Source organism: Stenotrophomonas sp. S4, assembly GCF_054187805.2.
In genome coordinates this window covers 2,199,425-2,211,755 of the sequence record NZ_CM196188.1, presented here as the reverse complement: position 1 = coordinate 2,211,755, position 12,331 = coordinate 2,199,425, and the positions used below count along the sequence as shown (strand labels likewise).

Genomic DNA, 12,331 nt, shown 5'->3' with positions numbered 1-12,331 from the left:
ACAAACGTGACATACGCCATACACCTTCCCCTGTAGTCTGGAACCGATGCCGCAGGCCGGAACCCGGCCCGGATGAATCCATTCAGTCTGGGGTTCATACTGGGACCACCGGGGCCGCCAGGCCCGCGGCGACCGCAAGCAGGCCCGCCCATGCGCGAGCCACTGCAAGCCATCCGCAAGAAGGAGTTACCCCGCATGAGCGATTCGTTCTCCACCCGCAGCCAGCTGAACGTCGGCGGCAAGACCTACGACTACTTCAGCCTGCCCACGCTGGGCCAGCGCTTCGATATCTCCCACCTGCCCTACTCGATGAAGATCCTGCTGGAGAACCTGCTCCGGCACGAGGATGGCGGCGTCACCGTCGGCAAGGACCACATCGAAGCCGTGGCCCGCTGGAACCCGGCGGCCGAGCCGGACACCGAGATCGCCTTCATGCCGGCGCGCGTGGTCCTGCAGGACTTCACCGGCGTGCCCTGCGTGGTCGACCTGGCCGCGATGCGCGACGCCGTGGTCAAGCTCGGCGGTTCGCCGGAGCAGATCAATCCGCAGATTCCCTCCGAACTGGTCATCGACCACTCGGTGCAGGTCGATGTGTTCGGCAAGCCGGACGCGCTGGACCTCAACGGCAAGATCGAATTCCAGCGCAACCAGGAACGCTACGGCTTCCTGCGCTGGGGCCAGAAGGCCTTCGACAACTTCAAGGTGGTGCCGCCGAACACCGGCATCGTCCACCAGGTGAACCTGGAGAACCTGGCCCGCGTGGTGATGACCGCGGACAAGGACGGCAAGCCCGTTGCCTACCCCGATACCGTGTTCGGTACCGACAGCCACACCACCATGATCAACGGCATCGGTGTGCTCGGCTGGGGCGTAGGTGGCATCGAAGCGGAGGCGGCCATGCTCGGCCAGCCGTCCTCGATGCTGATCCCGCAGGTGGTCGGCTTCAAGCTGACCGGCAAGCTGCCCGAGGGTGCCACCGCCACCGACCTGGTGCTGACCGTCACCCAGATGCTGCGCAAGCTGGGCGTGGTCGGCAAGTTCGTCGAGTTCTACGGTGACGGCCTGCAGCACCTGCCGCTGGCCGACCGTGCCACCATCGGCAACATGGCCCCGGAATACGGCGCCACCTGCGGCATCTTCCCGATCGACGCCGAGTCGCTGAACTACCTGCGCCTGTCCGGCCGCAGCGAAGAGCAGATCGACCTGGTCGAAGCCTATGCCAAGGCACAGGGCCTGTGGCACGAACCGGGCAGCCCGCATGCCCAGTACAGCACCACGCTGGAACTGGACATGGGCACGGTGAAGCCCTCGCTGGCCGGCCCGAAGCGCCCGCAGGACCGCGTGCTGCTGGAAGACGTGCAGAAGAACTACCGCGAAGCGCTGGTCGGCATGACCGCCAACCGTGACAAGCGCAGCGAGGATGTGTCCTCGTTCGTCAATGAAGGCGGTGGCGCCGCAGTCGGCAACGAGCAGCTGGCCAAGGGCTTCGCCGACATCGAGATCGAGAATCGCAAGGTACGGCTGAAGGATGGCGCGGTGGTCATCGCCGCCATCACCTCGTGCACCAACACCTCCAACCCGGCGGTGATGATCGGCGCCGGCCTGCTGGCCCGCAACGCGGCCGCCAAGGGCCTGAACCGCCAGCCGTGGGTGAAGACCTCGCTCGGGCCGGGCTCGCGCGTGGTCACCGACTACCTGGAAAAGGCCGGCGTGCTGAAGGAGCTGGAGAAGATCGGCTTCTACGTGGTCGGCTACGGCTGCACCACCTGCATCGGCAACTCCGGCCCGCTGCCGACCGAAGTCAGTGCCGGCATCGCCACCGGCGACCTGGTGGTCACCTCGGTGCTGTCGGGCAACCGCAACTTCGAGGGCCGCGTGCACCCCGAAGTGAAGATGAACTACCTGGCCAGCCCGCCGCTGGTGGTGGCCTATGCCATCGCCGGCACCACCGACATCGACCTGACCACCCAGCCGCTGGGCACCGGCAGCGATGGCCAGCCGGTGTTCCTGCGCGACATCTGGCCGAGCAACAAGGAAATCGGCGATGTCATCGCCGCCACCATCGGCCCGGAGATGTTCAAGCAGAACTACGCCGACGTGTTCAAGGGTGACACCCGCTGGAACACCATCGCCTCGCCGGACGGCAACCTGTACGAATGGAGCGATGCCTCCACGTACATCAAGAACCCGCCGTACTTCGATGGCATGACCATGCAGACCGGCAGCATCGACGACGTGCACGGCGCACGCGTGATGGGCCTGTTCGGCGATTCGATCACCACCGACCACATCTCCCCGGCCGGCAACATCAAGAAGGACTCGCCGGCAGGCCGCTTCCTGCAGGAACGCGGCGTGCAGCCGGCCGACTTCAACAGCTACGGCAGCCGCCGCGGCAACGATGACGTGATGGTCCGCGGCACCTTCGCCAACATCCGCATCAAGAACCTGATGTTCGGTGGCGAGGAAGGCGGCAACACCCTGTACTACCCCGCCGGTGGTGGCCAGCCGGAGAAGCTGGCGATCTACGATGCCGCCATGAAGTACAAGGCGGACAAGGTGCCGCTGGTGGTGCTGGCCGGCAAGGAGTACGGCACTGGCTCGTCGCGTGACTGGGCGGCCAAGGGCACCCTGCTGCTGGGGGTGAAGGCCGTCATCGCCGAAAGCTTCGAGCGCATCCACCGCTCCAACCTGGTTGGCATGGGCGTGCTGCCGCTGCAGTTCCGCAACGGCGAGAACGCGCAGAGCCTGGGCCTGGACGGCTCGGAAACGATCGACATCACCGGCCTGCAGGACGGTGCCAGCAAGCGTGCCACGGTCACCGCGACCAAGGCCGATGGCACGAAGAAGACCTTCGAGGTGTCGGTGATGCTGCTGACCCCGAAGGAAGTCGAGTACTTCCGCCACGGCGGCCTGCTGCAGTACGTGCTGCGCCAGCTGGCCAGCAAGTAACGCCGCACTCTCGGTAGAGTCGACTGCGGGTCGACTACCTAACAAAAGGGCCGGATCCTCGCGGATCCGGCCCTTTTCGTCTGCACACTGTCCCGCTCGCATCAGGTCACACGTCGACCCTCCCGATCATGGCCGCACGCCAAACAGATGCCACGACGTTTTCACTGCGGGGCCACTGGTATCCAACGACCATAGGCCTTCCTCCCACTCAAGATGCCCATCCGGCGCATCCTCGTTGAACACTGTCACCGACATCTCGCCGGCCGGATGCGGCGTGTCCTCGATGCGATAGCACACCGCACCGGCGTTTCCCTGGTAGACGTTTGAGAGGAAGCCCGGCGGGCAGCGCACATCCAGCACCCGGTAGCCGCTGCTCTCCTCGCTGGCATAGACGTTGGTGTGAATTGAATAGGTCACCAGCCCACCAGGATGCGGTGCCAGCTGCAGATTCAGTTCTGCCGTTTCACCCAGCGCGATCACTGGAAAGTTCGATTGCACCATCGCGTTCGGCACCGCATGGGCACTCATCGAAAGCGAGACCATCAACGCACAGCTCAGGATTCGGACCATGGCTCAACTCCGCAAAAGGAACGTTGAACGATGATTGCCGCGAACGACCCTGCATGTCTTTCAGTTCGCTACGAAATTGAGTAGGGCCGGATCCCTCGCGGATCCGGCCCTTTCGGTTTCTTCGCAGCCAGGCATGGCCTGGCTCTACTGCATCTCCGGCGACATCGGGATAATAGATGCCGGGTGCCCGATCACCGCCGCGGTGCGTCCGGGTCGGTGCGCAGCGCCTTCAGCAGGCCCCACATGTAGAACGCCAGGGTGAACGAGAACGGCAGGCCGCACAGCACCACCGCCGTCTGCATCGCGCTGAAGTTGCCGGCCAGCAGCAGGCCGACGCTGGCCACGGTGATGCCGGCCGCCCAGAACACGCGCAGCCAGATCGGCGCGTCGTGGCCATCCTCCACGCCATCGTCAACGCGACGGGTGCACAGGTTGGCGATCATCAACGTGCCCGAGTCGACCGGGGTCAGGAACAGCACGAAGCCGATCACCACTGCAGCGCCGGCCACGTACGGCGCGGCGGGCAGGTACTCCAGCAGCTTGAACAGCGTCATCGCCGCATCGTGCTGGGCCACGTCACCCAGGATCGCCTGGCCGTGATTGAGCACCAGGTCGATGGCGGTGTTGCCGAAGATCGACAGCCACGCCAGGGTGAAGCCGAGCGGAATCAGCAGCACGCCCATGATCACTTCGCGGATGGTGCGGCCACGCGAGATGCGCGCCACGAAAAGACCGACGAACGGCGCCCAGGCGATCCACCAGGCCCAGTAGAACAGCGTCCACGAGCCCATCCACTCACGGCCCTTCGGGTCGTTGAGGTACATGTCGAAGCTCTTGCGCACGAACGCGCCGAGGTAATCGCCAGTGTTCTGGATCAGGCCGTCGAACAGGTGCAGCGTCGGGCCGGTGACCAGCACGAACAGCAGCAGGCCACACAACAGGCGCACATTGAGGTTGGACAGCCAGGCAATGCCCTTCTCGACACCGGCGACCACGCCGATGGTGGCCACCACCATCATCACCAGCACGATCGCCACCAGCACCTGCGGCGTATCCGGGATGTGGAACAGGTAGACCAGGCCGGACTGCACCACCAGCGCGCCGATGCCGAGGTTGGTCACCATCGAGATCAGCGTGGCCAGGATGCCGAAGCCATCGACCATGTCGCCAATGCGGCCGTGGATGCGCTCACCGAAGATCGGGTACAGCGCCGAGCGCAGCGCCAGCGGCAGGTCGCGGCGGTAGGCGAAGTAGCCCAGGGCCACGCCGACCAGCGCGTACAGCGCCCAGCCGTGCAGGCCCCAGTGCAGGAAGGTCAGCACCATCGCTTCGCGGCCGGCGGCCACGGTCCCGCCGGGTTGCCCGGGCGGATGCAGGAAGTGGTCCAGCGGCTCGTAGGCGCCGTAGTACAGCAGCGCGATGCCGATGCCGGCCGAGAACAGCATCGAGACCCAGGCGACGTAGCCGAAGGCCGGTGATTCCTCGTTGTGGCCAAGGCGGATGCGGCCATACGGCGAGAACGCCAGCCACAGCACGAAGCCCAGGCACAGCACGATCAGCAGCATGTACCACCAGCCGAACGCAGCCGACACCTCGGCCTGCGCCCATTGCAGCCAGTGCTCGCTGCCTTCGGGATAGAGAACGGTGAGCAGCCCGAGGATGCCGATCGACACCGAGGAGCTGAAGAAGACAAAACGGTTCAAGCGCAGGGGCGAACGCTTGGGATGAGCCAGGGAAGACATGGGGTCGTCTCATCAAGTCCGAGGGAGCACATGGGCGGGGCCGGACCGGTAAACCGGGCCCATGGCGTGGGGCGCGAGCGCATCCTAGGGTTTATTGATTGAACGTTCAATCAATAAAAAGCATAATGGCCGGCAGCCCGATCCTTCGGGTCGCAATCCGTGGAGAGACAATGCCGAAGAAAGGCGTGGAACCGGTACGGCGCGAACAGCTGATCCGGGCCACTTTCCAGACCATCGACGAGATCGGCATGGCCGATGCGACCGTCGCCACCATCGCGAAGAAGGCAGGGCTGTCCAGCGGCATCGTCGCCCACTACTTCGGCGACAAGGACGGCCTGCTCAATGCTGCAATGCGGCAGATCCTGCGCGAGTTGAAGGACGCCGTTGCCCGCTACCGCGCCGAGGTCGGCGACGACCCGCGCGACCAATTGCGCGCCATCGTCGATGGCAACTTCGACGACAGCCAGATCAACGGCACCGCGATGCGCGTCTGGCTCACCTTCTGGGCCGCGAGCATGCACCAGCCGGAACTGGCCCGGCTGCAGCGCGCCAACGACCAGCGCCTGTTCTCCAACCTGTGCCACCAGTTCAACCGCCTGCTGCCCCATCCGCAGGCCCGCCTGGCCGCCCGCGGCCTGGCCGCGATGATCGACGGCCTGTGGCTGCGCGGCAGCCTGGTTGGCGGCCAGTTCAACGCCGAGAAGTCCCGGCGCATCGCTTACGGCTACATCGACTTCCAGTTGCAGGCTGTCGCGCTATAAGCGCTTCAGCACCCGCCCCCTTCCAAGGAGTACGCCCCATGACCACCCTGCCCGTCCAACAGCTCTACATCCACGGCCAGCGGGTCGATGCCACAAGCGGCAAGACCTTCAAATCCGTCAACCCGGCCACCGGTGAAGTGATCGCTGAAGTGCAGGTCGCCAGCCAGGCCGACGTCGAACGCGCCGTGCAGAGCGCGGCCGAAGGCCAGAAGGTGTGGGCCGCGATGACCGCCATGGAGCGTTCGCGCATCCTGCGCCGCGCCGTCGAGATCCTGCGCGAGCGCAACGACGAACTGGCACAACTGGAAACGCTGGACACCGGCAAGGCACTGGCCGAAACCACCACCGTGGACATCGTCACCGGTGCCGACGTGGTCGAGTACTACGCCGGCCTGGCCACCGCCATTGAAGGCATCCAGCTGCCACTGCGCGAATCGAGCTTCTTCTACACCCGCCGCGAGCCGCTGGGCGTGGTCGCCGGCATCGGCGCCTGGAACTACCCGATCCAGATCGCCATGTGGAAGTCGGCCCCGGCCCTGGCCGCCGGCAACGCGATGGTGTTCAAGCCGTCCGAAGTGACCCCGCTGACCGCGATCCGGCTGGCCGAGATCTACACCGAAGCGGGCGTGCCGGCCGGCGTGTTCAACGTCGTGCAGGGCCCGGGCCGCGAGATCGGCCAGTGGCTGACCGAGCACCCGGTGATCGAGAAGATCTCCTTCACCGGCGGCGTCGCCACCGGCAAGAAGGTGATGGCCAGCGCCGCGTCCTCGTCGCTGAAGGAAGTGACCATGGAGCTGGGCGGCAAGTCGCCGCTGGTGATCTGCGATGACGCCGACCTCGACCGTGCCGCCGACATCGCGGTGATGGCCAACTTCTTCAGCTCCGGCCAGGTCTGCACCAACGGCACCCGCGTGTTCGTGCCGCGCAGCATGCTGGCCGCGTTCGAAGCCGCCGTTGTCGAGCGCGTCAAGCGCATCCGCATCGGCGACCCCATGGCCGCCGAGACCAACTTCGGCCCGCTGACCAGCTTCCCGCACATGGAAAACGTGCTGCGCTACATCGAAAGCGGCAAGGCCGAAGGCGCCCGCCTGCTGACCGGCGGCGGCCGTGCCACCGAAGGCGCGCTGGCCAACGGCGCCTACGTGCTGCCGACCGTGTTCTCCGACTGCCGCGATGACATGACCATCGTCAAGGAAGAGATCTTCGGGCCGGTGATGAGCATCCTCGCCTACGACGACGAAGACGAAGTGGTGCGCCGCGCCAACGACACCACCTTCGGCCTCGCCGCCGGTGTGGTCAGCAAGGACGTCAGCCGCGCCCATCGCATCATCCACCGCCTGGAAGCCGGCATCTGCTGGATCAACACCTGGGGTGAATCGCCGGCCGAAATGCCGGTCGGTGGCTACAAGGAATCCGGCGTTGGCCGCGAGAACGGTATCTCCACCCTCGGCCACTACACCCGCATCAAGTCGGTGCAGGTCGAGCTGGGCGACTACGCCAGCGTGTTCTGACCGGCGCGCCGCGAGCACGCCCCATCGTCCGGCCACCGCGCCGATCCGACATCCCGCCGGGACGCCTGCATGCAGCGCGCCCCGGCCTGCAGGAGACACCCATGAGCACCCATAACGAGTACGACTACATCATCATCGGCGCCGGTTCGGCCGGCAACGTGCTGGCCACCCGCCTCACCGAAGATGCCGATGTCAGCGTGCTGCTGCTGGAAGCCGGTGGCCCGGACTACCGGCTCGACTTCCGTACCCAGATGCCGGCGGCACTGGCCTTCCCGCTGCAGGGCAAGCGCTACAACTGGGCGTACAAGACCGATCCCGAGCCCTTCATGAACAACCGCCGCATGGACTGCGGCCGCGGCAAGGGCCTGGGCGGCTCGTCGCTGATCAACGGCATGTGCTACATCCGCGGCAACGCGATGGACTATGACAACTGGGCCAGCATGCCGGGCCTGGAAGACTGGACCTACCTGGACTGCCTGCCGTACTTCCGCAAAGCCGAAACCCGCGACATCGGCCCCAATGACTACCACGGTGGCGACGGCCCTCTGCGCGTGACCACGCCGAAGGCCGGCAACAACGAGCTGTTCGCTGCAATGGTCGAAGCCGGCGTGCAGGCCGGCTACCCGCGCACCGACGACCTCAACGGCTACCAGCAGGAAGGTTTCGGCCCGATGGACCGCACGGTGACCCCGAAGGGCCGTCGTTCCAGCACCGCTCGCGGCTACCTGGACCTGGCCAAGCCGCGCCCGAACCTGACCATCGTCACCCACGCGCTGACCGACCGCATCCTGTTCTCGGGCAAGCGCGCGGTGGGCGTGCAATGGCTGCACAACGACCAGCCGCAGCGCGCCACCGCCCGCCGCGAAGTGCTGCTGTGCGGCGGCGCCATCGCCTCGCCGCAGATCCTGCAGCGCTCGGGCGTGGGCCCGGCCGACCTGCTGCGCAGCCTGGACATCGACCTGGTGCACCATCTGCCGGGCGTCGGCGCCAACCTGCAGGATCACCTCGAAATGTACCTGCAGTACGAGTGCAAGAAGCCGGTGTCGCTGGCGCCGGCACTGAAGCTGTACAACCAGCCGGCGATCGGTGCCGAGTGGCTGTTCCTGGGCACCGGCATCGGCGCCAGCAACCAGTTCGAGGCCGGTGGCTTCATCCGCAGCGACGCCGAGTTCGACTGGCCGAACCTGCAGTACCACTTCCTGCCGGTAGCGATCAATTACAACGGCTCCAACCCGATCAAGGCGCACAGCTTCCAGATGCACGTCGGTTCGATGCGCTCGCCCAGCCGCGGCCGCATCCATGTGCGTTCGAAGGACCCGCGCGAACATCCGAGCATCCTGTTCAACTACATGTCGCACGACCAGGACTGGCGCGAGTTCCGTGCGGCGATCCGCATCACCCGCGAGATCTTCGCGCAGCCGGCACTGGCCCCGTACAGCGGCCGCGAGATCTCGCCGGGCAGCGCGCTGCAGACCGATGCGCAGATCGATGCGTTCGTCCGTGAGCACGCTGAGACCGCCTACCACCCGTCGTGCTCGAACAAGATGGGCCACGCCGATGACCCGATGGCCGTGGTCGACGGCCAGGGCCGCGTGCACGGGCTGGAAGGCCTGCGCATCGTCGATGCCTCGATCATGCCGCAGGTGGTGACCGGCAACCTCAACGCGCCGACCATCATGATGGCCGAGAAGCTGGCCGACGTGATCCGCGGTCGCACCCCGCTGGCCCGCAGCACCGCGGCGTACTACAAGGCCAACGGCGCACCGGTGCGCAAGCAGGGCTGACGCAGGCGGCCTGCTTGGCGCCACGGTAGTGCCGGCCGCTGGCCGGCATCGCCCGACATCGCGGTTGCTGCAGATGCCGGCCAGCGGCCGGCACTACCAGGCAAAGAGGCCCTTCGGGGCCTCTTCGCGTTTTCCCTACGGCGGGGTATGCTGCAATGACCGGCCATTGTCGATACGCTCAGGGCCGGAACCTAATACATCACGATTCCTGGAGGGGGAATATGAGTCTGGATCGTCCCTGGCTGCAGAGCTATCCGAAAGGCGTTCCCGCCGAGATCGACGTCAACGAGTTCCATTCGGTAGCTTCGGTCTTCGACGCTTCCGTCGCGAAATTCCGCGACCGTCCCGCCTACTCCAGCTTCGGCAAGGTGCTCACCTATGGCGAGACCGACGCGCTGGTCGAACAGTTCGCGGCCTACCTGCTCGGTGAGCTCAAGCTCAAGAAGGGTGACCGCGTCGCCCTGATGATGCCCAACTGCCTGCAGTACCCGGTGGCCACCTTCGGCGTGCTGCGCGCCGGCCTGACCGTGGTCAACGTCAACCCGCTGTACACCGCCCGCGAGCTCAAGCACCAGCTGGTCGATGCCGGCGTGACCGCGCTGGTGGTGGTCGACAACTTCGGCGACACCGTCGAACAGGTCATCGCCGATACGCCGGTCAAGCATGTGATCACCACCGGCCTGGGCGACCTGCTCGGCGGCAAGGGCGTGATCGTCAACTTCGTGCTGAAGTACATCAAGAAGATGGTGCCCAACTACCATCTCAAGGGCGCGGTGCGCTTCCGCCAGGCGCTCAAGCTCGGCAGCCGCCACAGCCTGCCCAAGGTCGAGATCGACCACGACGACATTGCGTTCCTGCAGTACACCGGCGGCACCACCGGCGTGGCCAAGGGCGCGATGCTGACCAACCGCAACCTGATCGCCAACATGCAGCAGGCCTCGGCCTGGATCAGTGCGTCGGGCATCGAGATGGGCAAGGAGTGGATCATCACCGCCCTGCCGCTGTACCACATCTTCGCGCTGACGGCGAACGGGCTGGTCTTCATGAAGTTCGGTGGCTGCAACCACCTGATCACCAACCCGCGCGACATGAAGGGCTTCGTCAAGGAGCTCAAGTCGGTGCGCTTCACCGCCATCACCGGCGTCAACACACTGTTCAACGGCCTGCTCAACACCCCCGGTTTCGACACGGTCGACTTCTCGTCGCTGAAGGTCACCCTGGGCGGCGGCATGGCCGTGCAGCGCGCCGTGGCCGAGCGCTGGAAGAAGGTCACCGGCGTGACCCTGGTCGAGGCCTACGGCCTGACCGAAACCTCGCCGGCAGCCTGCATCAACCCGCTCACCCTGACCGAGTACAACGGCTCGATCGGCCTGCCGATCCCCTCCACCGATGCCTGCATCAAGGACGACAACAGCGCCATCCTGCCGCTGGGCGAGGTCGGCGAACTCTGCATCAAGGGCCCGCAGGTGATGAAGGGCTATTGGCAGCGCCCGGAGGAAACCGCCAAGACCATCGACACCGACGGCTGGCTGCACACCGGCGACATGGCGAAGATGGACGAACAGGGCTTCTTCTACATCGTCGACCGCAAGAAGGACATGATCCTGGTGTCCGGCTTCAACGTGTACCCGAATGAAGTCGAGGACGTGATCGCGATGATGCCGGGCGTGCTGGAAGTGGCCGCGGTCGGCGTGCCGGACGAGAAGTCCGGTGAGGTGGTCAAGGTGGTCATCGTGAAGAAGGACCCGAACCTGACCGCCGAAATGGTCAAGGAGCACGCCCGGGCCAACCTGACCGGCTACAAGCACCCCAAAATCGTTGAATTCCGAAAGGAACTGCCGAAGACCAATGTCGGCAAGATCCTCCGTCGCGAACTCCGCGATACGCCCGCCCAGTAAGGGTTTTCGGCAATTTGAACGGCACAGGGCCCGGGGCGGAAACGTCCCGGGCCCTTTCGCATGCGACGCCCCTGAGGCGGTGTAGCATCGCCGCGTGTGTGGACCGTTCGGCCCGCCGGCCACCCACCTGACACTGCGGGCCGCATGCCGAGGACCCTTCCATGAGTACCATCGAAAAGCTGCCCTCAAGCGGCTCGCCTTTTGCCACCATCCGTACCGAAGACAGTGCCGACGGCGCTGCCCACTGGCTGTTCATGCATGCCGATGCCGCCACCGGCATCCGTCCCTGCTGCCGCAATGACATGCTCGACGAGATGTGGAGCTATATGGCCGCCATCACCCGCAGCCCTGCCGAGCGCCACAGCGGCACCCTGCGGCATTTCGTGCTGGCCTCGGACGCCGTCGCCTACAACCTGGGCGGTGACCTGGACCTGTTCACCCGCCTGATCCGCGAAGGCAACCGCGACCTCCTGTTGAACTACGCCCAGCGCTGCGTGGAGGGCGTGCACCACCTGCATACCGGGTTCGGCGGCGATGTCCGTTCGATCGCCCTGATCCAGGGCGACGCCCTTGGTGGTGGCCTGGAAATGGCCCTGGCCTGCCACACCATCGTCGCCGAGGAAGGCAGCGGCCTCGGCCTGCCCGAGGTTCTGTTCGGCCTGTTCCCGGGCATGGGCGCCTACTCCTTCCTGTGCCGCCGGGTGTCACCGCACCTGGCCGAGAAGATCATTCTCGACGGCCGGGTCTACAGCGCCGAGGAGATGCATGCGATGGGCGTGGTCGACGTGCTGGTGAAGAAAGGCGAAGGCCGCGCGGCCGTTGAAGAACTGATCCGCCAGCAGCAGCGCACCCCACAGTCCTATCTGGCAATGAACGCCGCACGCAGCATTGCCCAGCCTGTCAGCTATGACGAACTGCTGGAGATCACCAAGGTATGGGTCGATTCCGCCCTGGCCCTCGGCGACCGCTCGCTGCGCACCATGGATCGCCTGATCAAGGCCCAGACCCGTCGCGCCAGTCTCGACGCGGCCTGATTCATCCCTCCCCCAGGATGGGTTCAAGCCCGGTTGGCCACCGGGCTTTTTTTAGGGGTGCAACACCTTCAGCTGGACCGGC

The 12,331-nt window shown here is 65.7% G+C and carries 8 protein-coding genes; 6 read left to right on the top strand and 2 right to left on the bottom strand.

Translation table 11 applies throughout. The features are described 5' to 3' along the window. Positions 1-195: 195 nt before the first annotated feature. Positions 196-2,949 carry an aconitate hydratase AcnA gene (acnA, locus tag ACUZUJ_RS10335; RefSeq protein ID WP_458220940.1) on the top strand — a complete coding sequence of 918 codons (2,754 nt, stop codon included), beginning with the start codon at positions 196-198 and terminating at the stop codon, positions 2,947-2,949. Positions 2,950-3,075: 126 nt separating this feature from the next. On the opposite strand, the gene ACUZUJ_RS10330 is transcribed toward acnA, so the two are convergent. After that, positions 3,076-3,519, bottom strand: a complete 444-nt coding sequence (locus ACUZUJ_RS10330) for a hypothetical protein (RefSeq protein WP_014037078.1) — start codon at positions 3,517-3,519, stop codon at positions 3,076-3,078. Between the two features lie 191 nt (positions 3,520-3,710). Then, complete coding sequence (locus ACUZUJ_RS10325) at positions 3,711-5,261, bottom strand: BCCT family transporter (RefSeq protein WP_097048057.1); 1,551 nt, start codon at positions 5,259-5,261, stop codon at positions 3,711-3,713. A 170-nt stretch (positions 5,262-5,431) separates the two neighbouring features. On the opposite strand from ACUZUJ_RS10325, the gene betI reads away from it, so the two are divergent. The 5 genes from betI (at position 5,432) to ACUZUJ_RS10300 (ending at position 12,249) form a co-directional block, all read left to right on the top strand. Continuing rightward, entirely contained in the window at positions 5,432-6,022 is a 591-nt protein-coding gene (betI, locus tag ACUZUJ_RS10320; protein ID WP_014037076.1) for a transcriptional regulator BetI, read from the top strand. Positions 6,023-6,060: 38 nt separating this feature from the next. Further along, positions 6,061-7,533 carry a betaine-aldehyde dehydrogenase gene (gene betB / locus ACUZUJ_RS10315; protein WP_101765391.1) on the top strand — a complete coding sequence of 491 codons (1,473 nt, stop codon included), beginning with the start codon at positions 6,061-6,063 and terminating at the stop codon, positions 7,531-7,533. 101 nt (positions 7,534-7,634) lie between these two features. Further along, entirely contained in the window at positions 7,635-9,317 is a 1,683-nt protein-coding gene (gene betA, locus ACUZUJ_RS10310) for a choline dehydrogenase (RefSeq protein ID WP_119006204.1), read from the top strand. Between the two features lie 221 nt (positions 9,318-9,538). Continuing rightward, entirely contained in the window at positions 9,539-11,215 is a 1,677-nt protein-coding gene (locus tag ACUZUJ_RS10305; RefSeq protein WP_049443466.1) for a long-chain fatty acid--CoA ligase, read from the top strand. Between the two features lie 161 nt (positions 11,216-11,376). After that, the gene (locus ACUZUJ_RS10300) at positions 11,377-12,249 is read left to right on the top strand and encodes a crotonase/enoyl-CoA hydratase family protein (protein ID WP_458220198.1); all 873 of its coding nucleotides are present in this window, start codon (positions 11,377-11,379) and stop codon (positions 12,247-12,249) included. The last annotated feature ends 82 nt before the right edge of the window (positions 12,250-12,331 follow it).

Coding starts and splice junctions, on each gene's coding strand:
- acnA (WP_458220940.1), top strand. CDS start 196: ATGAGCGATTCGTTCTCCACCCGCAGCCAGCTGAACGTCGGCGGCAAG.
- ACUZUJ_RS10330 (WP_014037078.1), bottom strand. CDS start 3,519: ATGGTCCGAATCCTGAGCTGTGCGTTGATGGTCTCGCTTTCGATGAGT.
- ACUZUJ_RS10325 (WP_097048057.1), bottom strand. CDS start 5,261: ATGTCTTCCCTGGCTCATCCCAAGCGTTCGCCCCTGCGCTTGAACCGT.
- betI (WP_014037076.1), top strand. CDS start 5,432: ATGCCGAAGAAAGGCGTGGAACCGGTACGGCGCGAACAGCTGATCCGG.
- betB (WP_101765391.1), top strand. CDS start 6,061: ATGACCACCCTGCCCGTCCAACAGCTCTACATCCACGGCCAGCGGGTC.
- betA (WP_119006204.1), top strand. CDS start 7,635: ATGAGCACCCATAACGAGTACGACTACATCATCATCGGCGCCGGTTCG.
- ACUZUJ_RS10305 (WP_049443466.1), top strand. CDS start 9,539: ATGAGTCTGGATCGTCCCTGGCTGCAGAGCTATCCGAAAGGCGTTCCC.
- ACUZUJ_RS10300 (WP_458220198.1), top strand. CDS start 11,377: ATGAGTACCATCGAAAAGCTGCCCTCAAGCGGCTCGCCTTTTGCCACC.